Consider the following 20,795-nt stretch of genomic DNA (forward strand, 5'->3'; position numbering starts at 1 on the left):
TTATGTATTGACGTTAGTATCTCATTATGTTACATTCAAATCAACAGAAATCCTTTATCTAAGTAAAGTAGTAGAATGATAAAGAAAGAATCGGAGGCTTATAGATGTTCTTACCAGCAGGAAGTCGTGATTTGACAGGTCGACAGCTTGTCAATCGTGTCAGCATATATGAAAAGTTTCAGTCTGTCGTGAATTTACGAAATTATCAAGCGATTGAAACACCTGTCATTGAGTATAGCACAACATTTACCAATCCTTATGCAGGTATGACACTTAAAAAGATGCTGAAATGGTTTGATGAAGAAGGGGAAATCGAAGTATTGCGCCCGGATTGGACGATTGCTGTTGCTCGTGCGCTTGCGAATCAGCAGTCTGATCAGCAGAAATGGGCGTATGCTGGATCAGTCTTCAAAAAGGATCATGCGGGCGTCGAAAGCCATCAGGCTGGCATCGAAATCATCCGGACCCCAGGTCTGTATGGAGAATATGAAAGTTTGTTCACAGCAGTCCGCTTCCTTCGGGAACTAGGATTGCAAAAGTATAGCATCGAGCTCGGTCATACGGAAATCTTCGAGACATTTATTTCTTCTCTGGAACTTATTGATGCTGATGCTTCTAACATTAGACAGGCGATGCATGATAAGCGAAAAGATGAAGTATATCGTCTTGTCAAGGAAGCAGGAAATGAGGAGACAGCCGAAGCAGTCGCTGCATTAGCAGATGCATTTGGCGGAACAGCGATTTTAGATAAATTCGCTGGGGCGTGGGAAAATAACTCTAAACTATTACCTGTTATTCAAGAGCTTCAGCAGCTTGCGGCTGCTTTGGAAGAGCTTGATCAGGATGTCATCGTGGATCTGGGGCGTGTAAAGCAGCTTCCATATTACAATGGCGCCATGTTCAGAGGTTTCCTGGTCGAAAGTGGAGCGGAATGCTTCTCTGGCGGCAGATATGACGAGCTGTACGAACAGTTTGGCGGAAAGATGAGCGCTGTCGGCTTGGCATTTGACATGGACGTTCTTGCGGCTGCGCTGCCAGCACCAGATAGACAAGAACGCATATGCTTGCTGACGGATGAGCAAGGTCTGATTGCAGCTGAAGCGCTGCGGTATAAATATCCAGATGCAGTTGTAGATATCAGGACAGAAGCAACAGCTGAAAATTATGATCGAGTTTATCAAGTTGTTAAGAGCGGAGAAGAATACGAGGTGGTCGAGAGATGAAACCAGTCATCGCATTAACGAAAGGTCGCGTCGAAAAGCAATTCCTTGCATATTTGGAGGAACGAGGCATCGACAGCAAACCGTTGGTGGAAAAAGGACGCAAGTTGAGCGTTGAAACGGATGAGGCAATCTATTTCTTCGCCAAAGGCGTAGATGTGACAACGTATGTACAGCATGGCATTGCGGATCTTGGAATCGTAGGAGAAGACATCATTGCCGAATTCCAGCCGGATGTATTCAATCTCTTCCCATTGCCATTTGGTGCCTGCAAGATGGCGGTTGCTGCTGAGAAGGATAAAGTTTGGCCGGACCGGAAAAAACGGATCGCCAGCAAGTACACAAATATCACGAAGCAATATTATTTAGAAAAAGGCGAGTCGGTCGACATCATCAAGCTGGAAGGGTCCGTGGAATTGGCTCCGCTGCTTGGATTGGCAGATGCCATTGTCGATATCGTAGAAACAGGTACAACCTTGAAAGAGAATGGTTTGGAAGTAATTGAAGATATCCAGCACTTTACGGCCAGAGTCATTGCTAACCGTTCCTCTTTAAAAATGAAACGGAATATTCTCCAGCCGTACCTTTCTGTTTTACAGGAGGAGGTGGCGCAATCGTGAAAAAAATAACCAGTACACAATTCCTCGAACAGTTTTGCACCCGGAAAGCAGACAGCGGTTTTGACCCTGAGATTCTTCAGTCTGTATCGGTTATTTTGAAGGATGTCCGGCTGGAAGGTGATCAGGCTGTACGGAAATATACCGAACAATTCGATGGTACAACAACAGATCAGCTTCTTGTGTCGGAAGCTGAGATAAAAGGGGCAAAAGCCAAATTGGCACCTGATACGTTGACAGCTTTAAAGCAAGCGGCGGCAAATATTCGTGCTTTTCATGAAAAGCAAGTCACAGCATCCCGCATCATGACTGCCGAGGAAGGCAAACAGCTCGGTCAGCTCGTCTTGCCGATGGAGCGAATCGGTATATATGTACCTGGAGGCAAGGCGGTATATCCGTCGACAATTCTGATGAATGCCATTCCAGCACGTCTGGCAGGTGTGAGGGAAATCATTATGGTAACACCAGTGAAGAACAATGGGGCGATTGCTCCTGTCTTAGTGGCTGCAGCTGAAATTGCCGGCGTGGATAAAATATATAAAATTGGCGGTGCACAGGCGATTGGAGCTCTGGCATATGGTACGGAAACGATCGCTTCAGTAGATAAAATTGTCGGACCGGGAAATGCATATGTAGCTGCGGCGAAAATGCTCGTCTTCGGTCAGGTTGGGATTGATATGATTGCTGGCCCATCCGAAGTAGCTATCATTGCAGACGCAACTGCTGATCCTGCATTTATAGCAGCGGATTTGCTGGCTCAGGCAGAACATGATGAAAATGCAAGAGTAGTCCTTTTGACAGACAGTGAGGCTTTGATCCAATCAGTAGAAAAAGAGCTGGAAAGCCAGTTGGAGAAGCTGCCTCGCAAAGCAATTGCAAGCGAAGCAATCAACGGGGATAGTGCTCTTGTTCTGACAAATTCTATGGGTGAGAGCTTCGAGTTATCGAATGCTTTTGCTCCCGAACACTTGGAAATCCAGACAGCTGACCCGCTATCAACTTTAGGAAAGATAAAACATGCTGGATCGGTCTTCCTTGGTTCCTATGCTCCTACAGCTTTAGGTGACTATTACGGGGGAACAAATCACGTATTGCCGACAAACGGCACAGCAAGATTCTCATCAGGGCTCAGTGTGGATGATTTTATTAAGAAAACGACATACACGTATTACGATAGACAAGCATTGGAGCAAGGCAGAACGGCTATCACTCAGCTGACAGAAGAGGAACAGCTGACAGGACATGGAGAATCGATCAATATCCGATTCAAGTCATAGACAGGGGGATGCAATAATGCGTACAGCAGAAAAAGCTCGAAAAACGTTCGAAACAGACATCAACATGCAGGTGAATCTGGATGACAACAGCAACATCTCAATCAATACTGGAGTAGGGTTCTTCGATCATATGCTGACATTGTTCGCAAGTCATGCCAGAATCGGACTAGTTGTAGAAGCAAAAGGTGATTTACATATCGACAGTCACCACACAGTGGAGGATACTGGCATTGTGCTCGGACAGCTGGTGAAAGAAGCGCTCGGTACAAAGGAAGGTATCAACCGCTATGGCAACGCCTTTGTGCCAATGGATGAAACATTAGGCTTTGTAGCTCTGGATATCAGCGGGCGCCCGTTCCTTGTGTTTGATGCAGAATTCGAAAATCCTAAACTGGGCAACTTCGATACAGAGCTGGTACGCGAATTTTTCCAAGCGTTTTCTGTGCACGCAGGTATTACACTGCATGCAAAGGTTCATTACGGATTCAATACGCATCACAAAGCAGAATCTTTATTCAAAGCCCTTGGCCAATCGCTGGCAATTGCCATTAAAGTGAACCCAGATATCAAAGGTGTCAACAGTACGAAAGGGATGATCGAATGATCGCAATCGTCGATTATGGCGTCGGCAATGTCGCTAGTGTCGCCAATGCTTGCAAGCAGCTTGGATATGAAACGATACTGACAGACAAAAAAGAGGAATTTGAGCAAGCAACACATATCATTCTGCCAGGTGTTGGATCATTCCGAGCCGCCATGGAGGAGATAAACAAGCGCAACTTGCGCGAAATGCTTCTTGATCTAGCTGCACGTAAACCATTCATTGGTATTTGTGTAGGCATGCAGCTGTTATTTGAAAAGGGCTTCGAACATGGTGAAACAGAAGGACTTGGTCTGATTCCAGGAACTGTTGATAAAATAGAAACAATTCACCTGCTTCCTCATATTGGCTGGAATGCATTAGAGGTAAGTGACCGTTTTCCAACTTACACAGAACAAAACGGTAAACATGTTTACTTCGTTCACAGTTATCAGGCGAACACACCGGAAGAATATATTGTTGCCAGTACGGAATATGGCACACAGATCCCTGCAATCGTGCAGAAAGGGAATATTTGCGGTATCCAGTTCCACCCGGAGAAAAGTGAGAAAGTAGGCCAGTTGTTATTGCAGAGCGTATTTGAAAGCAGCCAGCAGGCGTACAGCAAGGAGGAAGGCATATGATCGCAAAACGTATCATTCCATGTCTTGATGTGAAGGATGGCACTGTCGTCAAGGGTACGAATTTTGTTTCACTACGTGAACTCGGTGATCCTGTTGCCATGGCTGCGGCGTATTCGAAAAGCGGCGCAGATGAGATTGTGTTCCTCGACATTTCCGCAACACATGAAGGACGGGCGACGATGATGGACATCGTACGTCAGACTGCATTGCATGTGTTCGTGCCTTTTACAGTCGGAGGCGGTGTTCGCTCCCTTGATGACATGACGACCATGCTTCAGGCTGGAGCGGATAAAGTAGCCATTAACTCAGCAGCAGTTGCCGACCCAGATCTCATCACAAAGGGAGCAGAGAAGTTTGGTTCACAATGTATTGTCGTTGCCATCGACGCGAAACGTTTTGAGGATGGCTGGCACGTTGTAACACACGGCGGCCGTAAGGATACAGGCATAGATGCAATCGAATGGGCGAAGAAGGCAGAAGCCAGAGGAGCAGGGGAAATCTTGCTCACAAGCATGGATGCTGACGGCGTGAAAACTGGCTATGATCTTCCACTGACGAAAGCGATTGTTGAGAAAGTCCGCATCCCTGTCATTGCCTCAGGAGGCTGCGGCAGCCCTGAACATATAACAGAAGTATTCCAGGAAACAGATGTGTCCGCAGCTCTTGCAGCGTCCATTTTCCATGATAAGACTTTCAGTATCGAAGAAGTAAAGCAAAGCTGCCACCAGGAAGGAGTACGGATTCGTGAAGCCTGATTTTAGCAAAGGACTCGTCCCAGCGATTGTGCAGGACAGCCAAACCAAGCAAGTACTCATGCTTGCTTATATGAATGAAGAAGCGTATGAGAAAACAGTAGAAACGAAAGAAACATGGTTCTATTCCCGCTCGCGAGAGGAGCTTTGGAATAAAGGGGCGACCTCCGGCAACACCCAGCAGGTTGTCGATATGAAGCTTGATTGTGACAATGATACAATTCTGATCAGTGTCACACCACAAGGACCAGCGTGTCACACTGGGGAAGTGAGCTGTTTCTTCAATGAAACACCAATTACTGGTGATACAGAGGGAGAAGCAAATATATTCAGGACAGTTATGGATGAAGCAGAAGACCGGAAAAAGCACCCTGTAGAGAATTCCTATACAAACTACTTGTATAACAAGGGTGTCGATAAAATTGGCAAGAAAGTGATTGAAGAAGCTGGTGAAGTAGTCATCGCGGCAAAGAATGATGATCCAGAGGAATTGGTTGCAGAAGTAAGCGACTTGCTTTACCACAGCTTCGTCCTGCTCGCAAACCAAGGCGTCAGCCTGCAAGAAGTAGAAGCGGAGCTAGCACGCCGGTTCCAGAAGAAAGGCAATAACAAAGGAGAGCGTCCGCCGATAGAAGAGTGGTGACGCTCTTTTTCCGTTTACCTTATGCTTGGAAGCTTTGATTTTCAATGACTTGTTCCGTTGGTATATCTTCTGCCTAAGGTATAGATTTCAGTTGATAAAGTCATAGTACCAGGAATTAAATATAGGGCAGCAGAAAACTTGAAGCTACAGCTATGCTAATTGATAAGTTGAATAATATACTTTTATTCAACTTATCACCAAATCACTGAAGATTACACATACAAGCTACAATAGGATTGGTTGCTGTTCATGCCAATGCTTGTTTTAAATCCTGTATTAGCTCATCCACATCGCCTTGCCCAACAGATATACGGATCAGCCCTGTGCTGGTATGCTCCTTTTTCAGCTGTTCAGCATTATTCCCGTAGTTAGGAGACATAATCAAGCTTTCAAAAGAACCCCATGAAACGCCGATTTGAAATACTTTTGCTTTATTTATAACCTTTTTTACCGTTTTATAGGTAGCAACCTTCAGTGAAAAGCTTAATAATCCGGAGTATCCTGTCAGTTGTCTTTGCCCCAATTCATAGTCTGGGTGAGATGGCAGTCCCGGATGATGAACTGCCTCTACAGCTGAATGAGATTCTAAAAACTTCGCAACTTTGAGCGCATTTGCTTCATGTGTTGCCATGCGTATAGGTAAAGTTCGTAGACTGCGTAAGAGCTGGGAGGCTTCTTGAGGAGGCATAATTCCTCCAAATAAAATGAATTCATCTGTAAATAGCTGGCTTATTATCTGTTTGCTGGAAATAACAGCTCCTCCCATTAGATCGCTGTGGCCACCTAAATACTTCGATGTAGAATGAACAACGATGTCAATGCCGTGAGTTAATGGTTTTTGAAAGAGTGGTGTTGCCCAGGTGTTGTCAATAATTGTTCGAATTCCTCTGCTTTTGGCCAAGCTGGCAAGAGCTTTTAAATCAACCAGCCTGAAATTATGATCAGTTGGGCATTCTAAATAGATGACTTTTGTGGCAGGGAGCAATGCTTGTTCAATGTCGGCAATGTCTGTGGAATAGATAACAGAGTGCGAAACATGAAACTTTTCCATATAAGTAAGAAAATCCATAGAAGAAAAGTAAACATTGCTAATACACAATACATGATCTCCGCTCTTGAGACTGTTTAATAAAGCAGCACTAATGGCAGCCATTCCAGAAGCGAAGCATTTACAGGCTTCCCCGCGTTCCAGTTCAGCCAATTTCTGTTCAGCTATATGTACGGTTGGATTCGTTCCCCGTGTATAAACAAAATGTCTTTGTTCATTCGACACTGCTTTCCCTAATTCTTCAAAGGTAGGGTAAACGAATAGAGTATTGCTGAATGTCGGCGGGATAACTGCGCCATTATAATTATTCGGGACTTCGCCATAATGCATGCATATTTCAATATCCTTCAATCTTTCCTCGCTTTTTACCATTGTTTTCGCTCCTAGAGTTTGTCTAGTTTCATTATGTGGATTTTGTTGATTCTCATACTTGTATCCATCACCTGTTTTATGCTGTTACTAGTGGATCAAGTCAGGTTCTGTAATGCATGAATGGACTTCTTCATTTTTCTCAGACAAGGAAAGCATAAAGTGATTGTACAGCGAGTCGAAAGAGGACCTAATAGGCGATACTTAAACCATGGCGGGACAGTAAGTTGTAGATAAGTTTCCATATAAAAAATCTCCATTGCGGCGTAACAATGGAGTCAGTAATTTTTTGTGCGGATTACAAGTTGAGTGAAAATGGGTCCATAAAGTGGCAGGAAAAGCTTTTGGAGTAACTTTTTTAAAGATATATGTGGTTTAGGCCCGTAGCTCATAATTCGCATTGGATAACCAAAGTGATGCATTTTTACATTTGGAAAAATAGTAAACCCATGTTTTTCATAGAAGCTGATCCGACGTAATCTCAAAATTCTGTCTTCAGCTTCCTTGGTTGAATCTGGATCCTCTACTTCCAGAAAAATGCTGCTTCCTGGTGATATCTCTTTCAGAAGTGCGATTAGATTACCACCATAACCGGAGGATTGAAATTTAGGTAATATGGCTAAGTAGCTTACATGCAGCACATTATACTCAGTTCGTTCTTTGTATAAAGCATAACCATATCTTTCCGTACCATCTGTAAGGAAAACTCCATGCATTTTATCTTTTTTTAACCATGATTTCATGATACGAAAAGGAGGACGTGACATGAAAGGGAAATCATAGTCTAGATACTCACGTAGTGTCTGCAAAGCCTCATTACTTAAATTAACCTTTTCTAAGTACAGATTTTTATTTTTCATGTTCTGCCACCCTATAATGTTTACTAATAATTTGAAGGAACTGTATGAAAAGCTCTACTTCAGAGTCGCTAAAGTTCCTTTCAATTTCTCTTGTTGCTTTGATAAGTGTTTTGTCAATTTCTTTATAATCGTCTATTACTTCCGGGCTGACTCTCAGGTGGATGACTCGTTTATCTGTTGGACTATTTGACTTAATTACCAACCCCTTGGCAACCAGTTCATTAACTTTCACCGTCACTGCTGATCTTGCCACATGAAGGGTGTCAGCTAGGAAGCTTGGTGTACAGTTTTTGTTATAAAGAATTATTTCTAAGTATAGTAAGCTGTTGTAACTCAAATTCTTATATAGATTATCTTTATTCATTGCACGGAGATTTTTTAGGGCTAATTTATAATAAAAGCTATCTATCTCTTGAAAAAGTTTCAGATTAATCAACTCCAATGTAGTTAAGCTAATTTAATTATAATCATTTAACTATCTGAAGTAAAGTAAGAATGTAAAAGAATAGGATGCACAGTTTGTGAGGGTTGGATCTCTGACGAAAATGAACTGCATTTGTAACAATTTCTCGAATATCAAAAGTCAGTTAGGGTTACTCTCGATATGCCTCCTTGATTCTCATCTGCATCGGTAAGGATGACACCAATGTTTTTAGTATGTAATTCTCTGATATAATGATATAAAACAGCAGTCTAGAAAGGCTTAGAGTATGAATAATCATAACTTAGAACAAACAGAATACCTTTACATATTCTCACATGGTTTGGAAGAAGTGTCGCTCTGTCTATTAGAGCAAAGAGTGCTTTTTGGACAAGAATCAGATAATCTTATCAAAAGTACAAGTATGATTGACCCAAGCAGAAGTCCGTTTATAAAAGGAAGGCTTTCCATTCTTTATTCTGGGGATTCTGTTGAAGAGATCAGCAAGCAAGTAAACCAGATAGAGCTTGATAATAAGACGTTCAAGGTGCTTTATATTAAAATAAATGACCTGCCAAGCGACCGGAAAATAGAATTTGAAGAACAGCGGGCAATCGAGAAGAAAGTTGGATGGAATATCATAGGCAAAGCAGAAATGCGAAACCCTGATGTTCTGTTTGGAATTATTCCGTTTGAAGGACGCTGGTATTTCGGCAGCTATGTAGAGAGTGAATCTGTCTGGCTGCATCATGCTAAGAAACCGCAGGAATACTCGACAGCTCTAAGTACACGGCTGGCAAGAGCGGTTGTGAATATCGCAGTTCCAGACCCGGTAGATGTTAGTGTGATCGATCCTTGCTGTGGAATCGGCACAGTCCTGGTGGAAGCACTCTCGATGGGGATAACCATAACTGGAGCGGATCGCAATCCACTTGCGGTTAAGGGAGCTCGGGAAAATATTGCCCACTTTGACTATCATGGGGAAGTGGCAGTTCAAGATATTGCCGAGCAAGAAGGGCACTATGACGTCGCGATTATTGATATGCCATATAATCTTTATTCCCGTGCAACAGCGGAAGAACAGTACACCATCATTAAGCATGCCAGAAGGATTGCCGACAGAGTGGTCATTCTAACTATCGAAGATATGGACGAGATGATTTTGAAAGCAGGCTTTACGATCATGGATCGATGTGTTGCTAATAAGGGATTGAAGGCATTGTTTTCCAGGCAGGTAGTAGTGTGTGAATGAAGCTTTTTGCGTTGAGATACTTAATTATTAGCTTCTTCTATGTATCATTATTTTTAAAAAACCAGTAAAACTAATGGAATTATGCTCCAATTTTACTGGAGAGGCAAAAATGAAAGCGAATACAAACGGAGGGGGTGAGCGCAATAGTTACTGGATCAGGTAATAGAAAAGCGTCTTCAGATGAATTTATAGAAAAATGGTTCGAGATTAAGCACTTCTATTATAGAATACATAAATGAATTAGTGAAAGGAACCGCTGCAGACTTAAAGGCTAGATGGACAAAAAATGGAATTATATAAGGAGCTGACTTAAATGAAGAGAATTTCACTTCGTATGGTGAGAGAAGATTTGGTGGATATCCCGCAATACGAGCTTCCAGATGGATTTCGTATTAGATTATTTGAGAAAGGTGACGAGCATCATTGGGCACGTGTGGAAGCAAGTGTAGAGGAATTTGAAAATCAAGACTCTGCACTAGAGCACTTTCATAAAGAATTTGGACCCTATATTAATGAAATGATGAATAGATGTGTGTTCATCGAGAATGAGCATGGAGAAGTGATTGGAACAACAACGGCATGGTATGGCAACTTAAAGGACGATGGAGAAGTATTAGGGAGAATTCATTGGGTGGGAATTGTTCCTGCATACCAAGGAAAAAAACTATCCAAACCTTTACTAAGTGCAGCTATGAATATCTTGGCCAACTATCATTCAAAGGCCTATCTTACTTCGCAGACAACAAGTTACCAAGCGATTAATATGTACTTGAATTATGGATTTAGACCCTATATAACCGCTCCAAGCTGTCGTGAAGCCTGGTCCTTATTAGAGGATACTTTAGAACGAAAAATAGTAGAATAAGTAAATTCCATTCCATGATTTGGCAAGAGGGAGTTATGACTGTGAATCAAATTTGTGAAATTACAAATGTGGCTAGTGCAACATTATATAGAAAGCTAACGGCAAGGAACAGTTGATGAGTTATACCAAAAATCGGAAATATAGAAACTAAATTTCATAGACAGGTGGAATTATATGCCTAAAATTGACAAAATGTTAGCAATTCTATGGATGCTTCGTTCAGGTGAAAAAATTACAGCAAAACAAATTTCAGAAAAGTTAGAGATGAATATAAGGAGTGTGTATCGTTATATTGACACATTATCTACAAGTGGCGTACCTATAATTTCAGAACCAGGATATAACGGGGGATACACTTTATTGAACAATTTTATTGAGGCGCCTCTTTATTTTGATTTTGAGGAGCAAACTTCACTATTTCACGCTGCTGTTTTTGCAGAAGAAGCCGGATACTATGGAGGTGAAGCACTAAATAGGGCCATTTCAAAACTAAGTAAATACTCAAATCAAGAGCAGGAAACAAAGATAAACCAACATTTAAATAGTCTTGAAGTAATAAGTCGATTAAGTTCTCTCTCTAGGGAATCTTTATTGAAGGAGTTGGAGCAGGCCTTAACTGACGGGTACTCAGTAACAATTCTTTACCATAAAAGTGGCGAAAAGCAATTGAATTATAGATTGGTCGATCCGTACAGAATTATCTATTGGAATAATAAGTGGTATGTGGTTGGATTTTGTCATTTTAGGAATGAAATTCGTAGTTTTAGAGTAGATCGAATTGAAAACCTAATGCGAACCGAAAATAACTTTAATCAGCCAGAAAATTTCTCGGCACGTGACTTTTTTATGAAAAATCTTCTTCCAACTATAGAAGATAAGGAAGGGATTATGTCTTTGGTTATTAACGGCGAAAAAAGTGTATTGGATGATATTTGCCAACATTGGTTTTTAGAACATTATTTACAAGAACGGACTTCAAATCAAGCAGTATTTTTTCTTGAAAAAGATTTGATACATACATATATACCTTATTTACTTTTACCGTACAATAAATCTATTAAAGTTATTGAGCCTATAAGTCTTAAGAAAAGACTAATTGAAGTTCTGTCGGAATTAATAAGATTTCATCAAGTATGATAACTACCCTGACGCTAACTGTCAGGGTAGTTTTATTATAATAGCTATATCAATTGTGATTGGAGTGTTATGGGATGCAAACAAAAAAAGTTTTTCTATATGTATTTAATACCATGTCGGACTGGGAATATGGATATTTAATTGCTGAACTAAACTCAGGAAGATATTTCAGAAAAGATTTAGCGCCTCTTAAAGTAATGACAGTAGGAGATAATAAGGAATTGATTACTACTATGGGGGGACTGAGCATAAAACCAGATATTTCCCTTGATGAATGCACTTTTGAGGCTAAAGATCTTTTAATTTTACCAGGAGGTACTACTTGGAGTGAAAAAATTCATCAACCTATCTTGGAAAGAATTGGCCAAGCTTTAAAGCTTGGCACTATTGTTGCTGCAATTTGTGGTGCAACTGAGGGCCTCGCGAATATGGGATACCTAGATACTAGAAAGCATACTAGTAATAACTTAGAGTATACTAAAATGGTATGTCCTAACTATAAGGGAGAAAAGTTCTATGAGTTGGAATCTACCGTATCTGATGCGAATTTAGTTACTGCATCAGGAATAGCTCCTCTGGAATTTGCAATGGAGGTACTGAAAAAAATAGATGTTTTTACACCAGATGCATTACATTCATGGTATAACCTAAATAAGACTCATAAACCTGAATACTTCTTTCAGTTAATGAATTCAATAAATTAATGAAGTAATGAAAAGCTCAATTTCTCTATTTTGATTTGTAGAGAAGTTGGGCTTTTTAATTTGGAAATTCCTTATCGTGATAAATTCGCATTTCCTGACGCTACCCCAAAGTATTTTTTGCGTTACTGAGCGAATATCTTGTATGCTCCCCATCACTTTCCCTAAAATAAATAGGAGAAGAGCAGAGAAGAGGTGGGCGCATGAAGCTTAGCGTGCTAGATCAGGCACCGATCAGGAGAGGTTCAACGCCTGAGGAGGCATTGCAGGAAAGCGTGGAATTGGCTCTGCATGCGGAAAGATTAGGTTATGAGCGTTACTGGTTTGCGGAGCATCATAATACAAATGGTTTAGTGAGCGTCGCACCTGAAATCATGGCAACGCGGATTGCCAGTGCGACAAATACAATAAAAGTAGGAACAGGCGGCGTGCTGCTGCCGCAGTACAGCCCGCTGAAAGTGGCGGAAACATTTCATACAATAGCTGGACTTTTTCCAGGTCGAGTCGATCTTGGAGTTGGGCGTTCGCCTGGCGGAACGGAACAGACCCGGAGTGCTTTAGCAGATGGAGCAGAAAACGGGATGGGCGAATTCCCCAGAAAGCTTGCGGAGCTGCAAGGTTTCCTTTATAATTCCCTCCCGCGCGAGCATCCTTATCGTTCGGTAAAAGCTTCCCCGCGTGTCAGCGAACCGGCACCGCTATGGGTGCTTGGTTTGTCAGAGGGAAGTGCCAAGCGAGCAGGTGAATTGGGTATCGGCTATGTTTTTGGTCATTTCATCAGTCCTGCTAAGCCTAATGCTATGCCTGTATATAAGGATGCATTCCGTCCGTCTGTCACGAGGGAAAAGCCATATGGCATCGTTTGTATATTTGTCGTATGTGCTGAAACAGAAGAAAAGGCGGAAGAGTTAGCCGAGAGTCAGGATCACTGGCTGCTGAGTGTCGGGAAAGGACGCGATACACAAGTACCATCTCCGGAACTCATTAACAAACGCCAGCTGACAGAAGAGGATAAAGAAACAATCCGGCAAAACCGCAAGCGTTGTGTCATCGGAACTCCAGAAAAGGTAAGGAAAGAACTTGAAAGGCTGAAAGAGCAATATGAGGCGGATGAGTTCATGTTGATTACAAATATCTACGATAAAGAAGCTAAATGGAAATCATATGAACTTATCAAACGAGAGGTAGACCATAATATTATTATGTAAACTAAATGTTTTAAAAAAGGAGCGAATAACTCGCTCCTGTTATTTATTCCAATGTTCCTCTATGAATTCATCACGGCCAGATTTAGCACGGTCTTCCTCATATGCTTCTTTTTCTTTCTTATAAAAATCCTGATGATAGTCCTCAGCAGGATAGAAAACAGCTGCCGGCAAGATTTCCGTTACGACCGGCTGCTTGAACTTGCCGCTTTCTTCAAGTGCTTTCTTCGAGAATTGGGCTAGTTCTTCCTGCACATCATCGTGATAGAAGATAGCTGTACGGTATTGGTCACCGCGATCTTGGAACTGTCCGCCTGCATCGGTAGGGTCGATTTGCGGCCAATATAGGTCCAGTATTTGCTGATATGTTATTTTTGTAGGATCATACGTAATTTCGACAGCTTCATAATGTCCTGTCGTACCTGTTTTCACTTGTTCGTAAGTCGGATTTTCGACGTGTCCGCCTGTATAACCGGAGATGACGGATTCGACGCCGTCCCATTGATCAAAAGGCTTCACCATACACCAGAAGCATCCTCCTGCGAATGTAGCTTTGGCAAATTTTGTTGTCATAGTTAATAGCTCCTCCCTGGTGCAATATGACTTATTTTACCCTATATATAAAACTTGTACTAGTATGTTAAACTATAAGGATGAAAGAAAAAAGGAGACAGTGAAACTTGTTATGAAAAATCATATTTTACTAATAGACGGCATGGCGATTTTGTTCCGCGCATTTCATGCTACTGCTTACCGAAATTATTTTATGATCAATTCAAAAGGTATGCCGACAAATGGCTTGCATGGCTTTATCCGTCATTTGGCTGCTGCTGTCGATCACTTTGAACCGACACATGTTGCTGCCTGCTGGGATATGGGCTCAAAGACATTCCGCAGCGAAATGCTGGACACATACAAAGGGAATCGCGAGGCACCGCCTGTTGAGCTGATTCCTCAATTTGAAGCAGTGAAGCAGGTTGCAGCTGGATATGGTATCCCGAATATCGGATTGAAAAATTACGAAGCAGATGACTGCATCGGTACATTGGCTAGCCTTTATGCGGCAGAAGGACATCAGGTTACCGTTCTGACGGGTGATCAGGATATGCTGCAGCTCGTCCGGCCGAATATCGATGTTGCGATTATGCGAAAAGGTGAAGGCAACTACGAAATATTCCAGGAAACAAGCTTTTTCGAACAAAAGGGTCTGACGCCGGCTCAGATCATCGATATGAAAGGTTTGATGGGGGATAGCTCCGATAACTATCCTGGAGTCAAAGGTATTGGTGAAAAGACGGCTATCAAGCTGCTGACTCAATATGAAAATATCGATAAGCTGCTTGAGAACCTGGAGGAACTTCCAGCAGGAGTACGGAAGAAAATCGAATCTGATATGGATAACCTGCATTTGAGCAGAAAGCTTGCTGCTATCCATTGCGAGGTTCCAATCAGCTGTGAACTTGAAGATGCTGTTTGGTCCGTAGATGAGAAGCAGAAACAGGCCATGCTTGAGGAATTTGAACTGACAAAGCTAAGCCGTTTATTGCGTGCTGCTGACCAGCTGGCAAATTAAAAAGCGATTGTGCATAACGCACAGTCGCTTTTTTCATCTGAATTGCTGTAAACGGGAAAAGAATTCCCGGACAAATTCGTAGAATAACCTTTCGGATGGCGCTACTTGTCTTTCTCGCGGCATGATGATACCGACCGATCTCCTTACTTCGGGAAACGTAATTGGAATTTTCGCAGTCATCCTGGGCGTAGCATCATAGAATGTACTTTCCGGCAAAATAGTGATGCCGATGCCGGCTGCTACGAGTCCTTTTATAGCGTCCAGATCTTCCCCTTCTGATGATACAGTCGGTACAAATCCAGCTTTTTTGCATCCATCCATCACAAGCTGGCGCAGTTTATAACCTTCAGGGAAAAGTACGAACTGCTCGCTCTGCAAATCCTTCAGATGCAGCCGCTCACGTTCTGCAAATCGGTGAGCGACTGGAACGAGCGCAGAAAAGCTCTCTGTAAACAGAATTTCTCCATCAATTCGATCGTGATCCCTCGGCACAGGGCCAATAAAAGCAATATCGATATCACCGCGGGACACTTGTTCAATTAAAAATTGATACGTTCCCTGGCGTAGCTGGAACTGGATATTCGGATAAGCTTCTTTGAATGAATAGATAACTGTCGGCAAAAGCTGCCCAGCCAAGCTCGTTGGAAAGCCGATTTTGATAGACCCGCGCTCCGGATCCAAATGTTCGTCGATTTGCTTTTTGGCATAATCGATTGCTTGCATAGCTGTTTCAATATGAGAGAGGAAGGTGCGCCCGATTTTAGTCAATTTGACATTTCTGCCTTCCCGTTCAAACAGATCCACTCCAAGTTCATCCTCTAAATTACTGATTTGCCGGCTGATGGCGGACTGTGCAACAAGTAAATATTCAGCTGCTTCAGACATATGCTCTCGCTTGGCAACCTCGATAAAATAGCGCAGTTGACGCAATTCCATGCTATAATCCTCCGATCTATCTCAAATTGAGATTGATTCTATCTAAATTATATATTGTTTCGATCAATTAGAAAACCTACAATGTTTAATAAGACAACATGTCGGTTCGAGACAGAGAGTGAGGGATTAATAATGGCATTTCATTTCCTACCAAAAGCACAAGGCTTATACCGACCGGAATTTGAGCACGACGCGTGCGGAATCGGTTTGTACGCGCATATGAAAGGTAAAGCCGCCCATTATATTGTCCAAAAAGGATTGCAGCTGCTGTGTCAGCTGGATCACCGCGGCGGGCAAGGGAGCGATCCTGCATCAGGTGACGGAGCAGGTATCATGGTGCAGCTGCCACACCGTTATTTTTCCGAAAAGACTGAATTTTCGTTACCGGAGCCTGGTTCATACGGCGTTGCCATGATTTTCTTCAACACACAGGATGCGCAGCAGGAAGAGCTGGAAAGTAAAATCAGTGCCTTTGTAGAAGCAGAAGGTCAGCACGTAATCGGCTGGCGCACGGTACCTGTCGATGACACGCACATCGGCATTATGGCGAAGGATGTAAAACCTTTCGTCCGTCAGCTTTTCGTCGGCAAAGGAGAGAACACAGAAATAGGTCTTCCATTCGAGCGTAAGCTGTACGTCATCCGCAAACAGGCGGAAAATGAAGCGAAAGAAATGCAGCAGCATCTGTATTTTGCCAGCTTTTCCAGTGAGACGATCGTCTATAAAGGAATGCTGACTTCTGTGCAAGTGGATCAGTTCTACTTGGACTTGCAGGACCCATTATTCGAAAGTGCATTTGCACTTGTACACTCCCGTTTCAGTACAAATACATTCCCAAGCTGGGAACGGGCCCATCCAAACCGCTACCTGATTCATAATGGAGAGATCAATACACTGCAAGGGAACGTCAACTGGATGCGTGCCCGCCAAAAGCAGTTAGTATCGAAAGCATTCGGCAAAGACACAGAAAAGATCCTGCCGATTCTGGATACAGACGGAAGCGATTCTTCCATCATGGATAATGCTTTTGAGTTCTTCGTGCTTGCTGGCCGTAAACCGGCTCATGCTGCGATGATGATGATTCCTGAACCATGGGATAAGAACCCCTATATGGATAAGGAAAAACGCGCTTTTTACGCTTATCATAGCACATTGATGGAACCATGGGATGGCCCGACAGCCATTTCATTTACGAATGGAAAACAAATTGGTGCGGTTCTTGACCGTAATGGTCTGCGTCCAGGACGTTATTACGTAACGAAAGATGACCATCTCATCCTATCTTCAGAGGTAGGCGTGCTTGATGTAGAAGAAGAGAACGTCCTATCGAAAGATCGTCTTAGCCCTGGCAAGATGCTTCTACTGGATATGGAGCAAGGCCGTTTGATTCCTGATGAGGAAATAAAGCAGGAAATGGCAGCAGAAGCACCTTATCAGCAGTGGCTGGATGAGAACATTGTGGAACTCCATGATCAGACTGTTTCTGACGATAGCGCTGTTGAGGACCTTATTACAAAACAAAAAGCTTTCGGTTACACATATGAAGATGTGCAGAAGTATATTGTTCCGCTTGTATCAGAAGGCAAAGACCCAATCGGGGCTATGGGGAATGACACACCGTTAGCCGTGCTGTCTGACCGCCCGCAATCATTGTTCTTTTATTTCAAGCAGCTGTTTGCTCAGGTAACGAACCCGCCGATTGATGCTTATCGGGAGCAAATCGTTACAAGCACGCTATCTTATCTTGGAAAAGAAGGCAATCTGCTGCATCCGGATGAAACGAATTGCAAACGGATCAAGTTAGCTTCACCAGTTATTACGAACAATCAGCTGGAACAACTAGTTTCTGAACCGAGCGGCAATTTCAAGCTGCAGGAAATTCATACATTGTTCGGAGAAAATCTGAAGAAGAGTATGGAACGAATTTTCCAGGAAGCAGAGGATGCGATCAGCAAAGGTGTCAGTGTACTCGTGCTGACAGATCGCCTCATGTCTGATATCTATGTTCCGATTCCAACCTTGCTTGCTGTAAGCGGCTTGCATCAGCATCTTGTACGGAAAGGTCTTCGTACGAAGGTCAGTTTGATTGCATCAGCCGGAGAAGTTCGCGAAGTGCATCATGTGGCTACGCTTCTAGGTTATGGTGCAGATGCTATTCATCCATATTTAGCATACGCAACCCTGAAGGAAAGCATTGATAATGGCGATATCGCGCTGACTTATCCGGAAGCCGTCAGACAATATGCAGCAGCAATGACTGAGGGTGTTGTCAAGGTGATGTCCAAGATGGGTATCAGTACCGTGCAAAGCTACCGCGGCGCACAAATTTTCGAAGCAGTCGGTATCAGTCATGGTGTTATTTCCAAGTACTTCACAGGAACAACATCCCAGCTTGATGGAATCGACTTAAAGACGATAGCTGAAGAAGCGAAAAAACGCCACCATGCAGCTTATAAATCAACAACCACAGCCTTGGAAACAGGCAGTGAATACCAATGGCGTAAAAACGGCGAGCATCATGCGTTCAACCCGAAAACGATCCATACGCTACAATGGGCATGCCGCCGTGATAACTATGAGCTGTTCAAGGAATACACCGAAGCTGCCGATAAAGAACGGCTCGGTTTCCTTCGTAACTTATTCGATTTCAAGAAGTCCAATCCGATTCCGATTGAAGAAGTCGAATCGGTTGAAAGCATTGTGACACGCTTCAAGACAGGTGCTATGTCATTCGGCTCGATCAGTGAAGAAGCACATGAAGCATTAGCCATCGCGATGAACCGTCTAGGCGGAAAAAGTAATAGTGGTGAGGGTGGCGAAAACGCGAAGCGCTATACGCTAGATGAAAACGGAGATTCCCGCCGAAGTGCCATCAAGCAGATTGCTTCTGGCCGTTTCGGAGTTATGAGCTCTTATCTAGTGCAGGCAAATGAGCTTCAAATCAAAGTGGCGCAAGGTGCAAAACCTGGGGAAGGCGGACAGCTGCCAGGAAAGAAAGTGTATCCATGGGTTGCAGACGTTCGAAAATCGACTCCAGGAGTTGGTTTGATTTCTCCACCTCCGCATCATGATATCTACAGCATCGAGGATCTGGCTCAGCTCATCCACGACTTAAAAAATGCGAATAGTGATGCAAGAATCAGTGTTAAATTAGTTGCCAAAGGCGGCGTCGGCACAATTGCTGCTGGTGTAGCAAAAGGTGCCGCAGATGTCATCGTCATCAGTGGTTATGACGGCGGAACAGGAGCATCACCGAAAACTAGCATCAAGCACGCTGGTCTGCCATGGGAGATCGGATTGGCGGAAGCACACCAGACACTTATGCTGAATGGTTTGCGTGACCGTGTCCGTTTGGAGACTGACGGTAAATTGATGACTGGCCGTGATGTTGTCATGGCAGCATTGCTCGGAGCAGAGGAGTACGGATTTGCAACAGCGCCATTAGTTGTTCTTGGCTGTGTTATGATGCGTGTTTGTCATATCGACACATGTCCAGTTGGTATCGCGACGCAAAACCCTGAGCTTCGTAAGAAATTCATGGGGGACCCGGATCATGTCGTAAACTTCATGACATTCATCGCACAGGAAGTTAGAGAAATCATGGCTGGGCTTGGTTTCCGCACAATGGAGGAAATGGTCGGTCGTACAGATGTACTTGAAGTTTCGGAACGAGCACAATCGCATTGGAAAGCAGGACAGCTGGATTTAAGCAGATTGCTGCATCAAATCGATGGAGCTCGGACTTACAATACGCCGCAGAACCATAAGATCGATATCGCATTGGATACGACAGATATCCTGCCGCATCTTGAAAAAGCATTATCTGGCAAGGAGCAAGTGAATCTGGAGCTTCCAATTCGCAATATCAACCGTGTAGCCGGAACACTTGCTGGCAGTGAAATCAGCAGGAAATTTGCTGAAGCAGGGCTTCCGGAAGACACTGTTAATCTGCATTTCAATGGTTCAGCTGGACAGAGCTTTGGTGCATTTACACCGAAGGGTATGACCTTGAAAGTTACGGGAGATGCCAATGACTATGTTGGTAAAGGTTTGTCCGGCGCGAAATTGATCGTCAAGAAACCAGCTGGATTCCAAGTATCCGCTGCGCAGCACGTTATTGCCGGTAATGTTGCATTGTATGGTGCGACTTCTGGTGAAGCATATATCAACGGCATGGCAGGTGAACGGTTCGCTGTCCGAAATAGTGGAGCAACAGCTGTTGTAGAAGGAATCGGGGAGCATGGCTGTGAATATATGACTGGCGGTAAGGTTGTCATACTCGGTGAGGTTGGCAAAAACTTTGCTGCGGGAATGTCGGGCGGAATTGCCTACATTCATACAGCTGACCGGGAAGCATTCAAACAGCTTTGCAATACGGAAATGATCGACTTTGAACAATTGTCTGATGAGAGAGAGATCGCAGAGCTTCGCAGCACGATTGAGAAGCATGCTGCTTACACAGATAGCGAAAAAGCATCTTTCATCCTGGAAAACTGGGAAGCGGAACTCGCTTACTTTGTCAAAGTGATTCCAATTGATTACCGTAGCATGATGCATCAGATCGATGCACAGCGTGAGCTTGGGCTATCGCAGGAAGAGGCTGTCATGGAAGCATTCGTATTGAAAAACCAGCAGCCAAAACCAGTAAAAGAATCCGAGAAACCTGCAGCAGTACATTAAGAAAGAGGTGGAAGT

The 20,795-nt window shown here is 43.4% G+C and carries 19 protein-coding genes and 1 pseudogene; 15 read left to right on the forward strand and 5 right to left on the reverse strand.

Annotated elements, in window-relative coordinates; translation table 11 throughout:
- Positions 1-104 precede the first annotated feature (104 nt).
- From ABXS78_RS08700 to hisIE, 7 genes are read left to right on the forward strand one after another with little or no spacing between them, the layout of a single operon-like run.
- Positions 105-1,223, forward strand: a complete 1,119-nt coding sequence (locus tag ABXS78_RS08700) for an ATP phosphoribosyltransferase regulatory subunit (RefSeq protein ID WP_366249724.1) — start codon at positions 105-107, stop codon at positions 1,221-1,223.
- Positions 1,220-1,840 (forward strand): ATP phosphoribosyltransferase, encoded by a 621-nt coding sequence (hisG, locus tag ABXS78_RS08705; RefSeq protein ID WP_366249725.1) that lies wholly within the window; start codon positions 1,220-1,222, stop codon positions 1,838-1,840. Before ABXS78_RS08700 ends, hisG begins: the two co-directional genes overlap by 4 nt.
- Entirely contained in the window at positions 1,837-3,114 is a 1,278-nt protein-coding gene (gene hisD / locus ABXS78_RS08710; protein ID WP_366249726.1) for a histidinol dehydrogenase, read from the forward strand. Before hisG ends, hisD begins: the two co-directional genes overlap by 4 nt.
- A 16-nt stretch (positions 3,115-3,130) precedes the next feature.
- Entirely contained in the window at positions 3,131-3,718 is a 588-nt protein-coding gene (hisB, locus tag ABXS78_RS08715) for an imidazoleglycerol-phosphate dehydratase HisB (RefSeq protein WP_366249727.1), read from the forward strand.
- Positions 3,715-4,338 carry an imidazole glycerol phosphate synthase subunit HisH gene (gene hisH, locus ABXS78_RS08720; protein WP_366249728.1) on the forward strand — a complete coding sequence of 208 codons (624 nt, stop codon included), beginning with the start codon at positions 3,715-3,717 and terminating at the stop codon, positions 4,336-4,338. Before hisB ends, hisH begins: the two co-directional genes overlap by 4 nt.
- On the forward strand, positions 4,335-5,093 hold the full coding sequence (gene hisF, locus ABXS78_RS08725; RefSeq protein WP_366249729.1) for an imidazole glycerol phosphate synthase subunit HisF: 759 nt from the start codon (positions 4,335-4,337) through the stop codon (positions 5,091-5,093). Before hisH ends, hisF begins: the two co-directional genes overlap by 4 nt.
- Positions 5,083-5,733 carry a bifunctional phosphoribosyl-AMP cyclohydrolase/phosphoribosyl-ATP diphosphatase HisIE gene (gene hisIE / locus ABXS78_RS08730; RefSeq protein ID WP_095222774.1) on the forward strand — a complete coding sequence of 217 codons (651 nt, stop codon included), beginning with the start codon at positions 5,083-5,085 and terminating at the stop codon, positions 5,731-5,733. Before hisF ends, hisIE begins: the two co-directional genes overlap by 11 nt.
- A 247-nt stretch (positions 5,734-5,980) precedes the next feature.
- Here the strand turns inward: hisIE and ABXS78_RS08735 are convergent, their stop codons facing one another.
- From ABXS78_RS08735 to ABXS78_RS08745, 3 genes are all read right to left on the reverse strand, one after another.
- Positions 5,981-7,153 (reverse strand): PLP-dependent aspartate aminotransferase family protein, encoded by a 1,173-nt coding sequence (locus ABXS78_RS08735; RefSeq protein ID WP_366249730.1) that lies wholly within the window; start codon positions 7,151-7,153, stop codon positions 5,981-5,983.
- Positions 7,154-7,428: 275 nt separating this feature from the next.
- A complete protein-coding gene (locus ABXS78_RS08740) occupies positions 7,429-8,010 on the reverse strand; it encodes a GNAT family N-acetyltransferase (RefSeq protein WP_366249731.1) in 582 nt (193 codons plus the stop codon).
- Positions 8,000-8,452: a MarR family transcriptional regulator gene (locus tag ABXS78_RS08745; protein WP_366249732.1), complete on the reverse strand. Its 453-nt coding sequence runs from the start codon at positions 8,450-8,452 to the stop codon at positions 8,000-8,002. Before ABXS78_RS08745 ends, ABXS78_RS08740 begins: the two co-directional genes overlap by 11 nt.
- A 268-nt stretch (positions 8,453-8,720) precedes the next feature.
- Between ABXS78_RS08745 and ABXS78_RS08750 the strand changes: the two genes are divergently transcribed.
- From ABXS78_RS08750 to ABXS78_RS08775, 6 genes and pseudogenes are all read left to right on the forward strand, one after another.
- Positions 8,721-9,683 carry a methyltransferase domain-containing protein gene (locus ABXS78_RS08750; protein WP_366249733.1) on the forward strand — a complete coding sequence of 321 codons (963 nt, stop codon included), beginning with the start codon at positions 8,721-8,723 and terminating at the stop codon, positions 9,681-9,683.
- Positions 9,684-9,996: 313 nt separating this feature from the next.
- Positions 9,997-10,548: a GNAT family N-acetyltransferase gene (locus ABXS78_RS08755; RefSeq protein WP_366249734.1), complete on the forward strand. Its 552-nt coding sequence runs from the start codon at positions 9,997-9,999 to the stop codon at positions 10,546-10,548.
- 17 nt (positions 10,549-10,565) lie between these two features.
- Positions 10,566-10,664 (forward strand): annotated as a pseudogene (locus ABXS78_RS08760) (helix-turn-helix domain-containing protein); the annotation flags it as partial.
- A 58-nt stretch (positions 10,665-10,722) separates the two neighbouring features.
- A complete protein-coding gene (locus ABXS78_RS08765) occupies positions 10,723-11,685 on the forward strand; it encodes a WYL domain-containing protein (RefSeq protein ID WP_366249735.1) in 963 nt (320 codons plus the stop codon).
- Positions 11,686-11,759: 74 nt separating this feature from the next.
- A complete protein-coding gene (locus ABXS78_RS08770; protein ID WP_366249736.1) occupies positions 11,760-12,389 on the forward strand; it encodes a type 1 glutamine amidotransferase family protein in 630 nt (209 codons plus the stop codon).
- A gap of 200 nt (positions 12,390-12,589) precedes the next feature.
- Positions 12,590-13,594, forward strand: coding sequence for an LLM class flavin-dependent oxidoreductase (locus tag ABXS78_RS08775; protein WP_366249737.1), 1,005 nt, complete (start codon positions 12,590-12,592; stop codon positions 13,592-13,594).
- Between the two features lie 39 nt (positions 13,595-13,633).
- On the opposite strand, the gene msrA is transcribed toward ABXS78_RS08775, so the two are convergent.
- Positions 13,634-14,164 carry a peptide-methionine (S)-S-oxide reductase MsrA gene (msrA, locus tag ABXS78_RS08780; RefSeq protein WP_366249738.1) on the reverse strand — a complete coding sequence of 177 codons (531 nt, stop codon included), beginning with the start codon at positions 14,162-14,164 and terminating at the stop codon, positions 13,634-13,636.
- A 112-nt stretch (positions 14,165-14,276) separates the two neighbouring features.
- On the opposite strand from msrA, the gene ABXS78_RS08785 reads away from it, so the two are divergent.
- Positions 14,277-15,164, forward strand: a complete 888-nt coding sequence (locus tag ABXS78_RS08785) for a 5'-3' exonuclease H3TH domain-containing protein (protein ID WP_366249739.1) — start codon at positions 14,277-14,279, stop codon at positions 15,162-15,164.
- Positions 15,165-15,197: 33 nt separating this feature from the next.
- Here ABXS78_RS08785 and ABXS78_RS08790 read toward each other — a convergent pair whose 3' ends face one another.
- Complete coding sequence (locus ABXS78_RS08790; RefSeq protein ID WP_366249740.1) at positions 15,198-16,100, reverse strand: LysR substrate-binding domain-containing protein; 903 nt, start codon at positions 16,098-16,100, stop codon at positions 15,198-15,200.
- Between the two features lie 132 nt (positions 16,101-16,232).
- On the opposite strand from ABXS78_RS08790, the gene gltB reads away from it, so the two are divergent.
- On the forward strand, positions 16,233-20,780 hold the full coding sequence (gene gltB, locus ABXS78_RS08795; protein ID WP_366249741.1) for a glutamate synthase large subunit: 4,548 nt from the start codon (positions 16,233-16,235) through the stop codon (positions 20,778-20,780).
- The last annotated feature ends 15 nt before the right edge of the window (positions 20,781-20,795 follow it).

This window comes from Terribacillus aidingensis, from assembly GCF_040703035.1.
GTDB lineage: Bacteria > Bacillota > Bacilli > Bacillales > Amphibacillaceae > Terribacillus.

What these genes read in the sequence shown, in the direction of transcription:
- ABXS78_RS08700 (WP_366249724.1), top strand. Translation starts at nt 105, where the DNA reads ATGTTCTTACCAGCAGGAAGTCGTGATTTGACAGGTCGACAGCTTGTC.
- hisG (WP_366249725.1), top strand. Translation starts at nt 1,220, where the DNA reads ATGAAACCAGTCATCGCATTAACGAAAGGTCGCGTCGAAAAGCAATTC.
- hisB (WP_366249727.1), top strand. Translation starts at nt 3,131, where the DNA reads ATGCGTACAGCAGAAAAAGCTCGAAAAACGTTCGAAACAGACATCAAC.
- hisH (WP_366249728.1), top strand. Translation starts at nt 3,715, where the DNA reads ATGATCGCAATCGTCGATTATGGCGTCGGCAATGTCGCTAGTGTCGCC.
- hisF (WP_366249729.1), top strand. Translation starts at nt 4,335, where the DNA reads ATGATCGCAAAACGTATCATTCCATGTCTTGATGTGAAGGATGGCACT.
- ABXS78_RS08735 (WP_366249730.1), bottom strand. Translation starts at nt 7,153, where the DNA reads ATGGTAAAAAGCGAGGAAAGATTGAAGGATATTGAAATATGCATGCAT.
- ABXS78_RS08740 (WP_366249731.1), bottom strand. Translation starts at nt 8,010, where the DNA reads ATGAAAAATAAAAATCTGTACTTAGAAAAGGTTAATTTAAGTAATGAG.
- ABXS78_RS08750 (WP_366249733.1), top strand. Translation starts at nt 8,721, where the DNA reads ATGAATAATCATAACTTAGAACAAACAGAATACCTTTACATATTCTCA.
- ABXS78_RS08755 (WP_366249734.1), top strand. Translation starts at nt 9,997, where the DNA reads ATGAAGAGAATTTCACTTCGTATGGTGAGAGAAGATTTGGTGGATATC.
- ABXS78_RS08765 (WP_366249735.1), top strand. Translation starts at nt 10,723, where the DNA reads ATGCCTAAAATTGACAAAATGTTAGCAATTCTATGGATGCTTCGTTCA.
- ABXS78_RS08770 (WP_366249736.1), top strand. Translation starts at nt 11,760, where the DNA reads ATGCAAACAAAAAAAGTTTTTCTATATGTATTTAATACCATGTCGGAC.
- ABXS78_RS08775 (WP_366249737.1), top strand. Translation starts at nt 12,590, where the DNA reads ATGAAGCTTAGCGTGCTAGATCAGGCACCGATCAGGAGAGGTTCAACG.
- msrA (WP_366249738.1), bottom strand. Translation starts at nt 14,164, where the DNA reads ATGACAACAAAATTTGCCAAAGCTACATTCGCAGGAGGATGCTTCTGG.
- ABXS78_RS08785 (WP_366249739.1), top strand. Translation starts at nt 14,277, where the DNA reads ATGAAAAATCATATTTTACTAATAGACGGCATGGCGATTTTGTTCCGC.
- ABXS78_RS08790 (WP_366249740.1), bottom strand. Translation starts at nt 16,100, where the DNA reads ATGGAATTGCGTCAACTGCGCTATTTTATCGAGGTTGCCAAGCGAGAG.
- gltB (WP_366249741.1), top strand. Translation starts at nt 16,233, where the DNA reads ATGGCATTTCATTTCCTACCAAAAGCACAAGGCTTATACCGACCGGAA.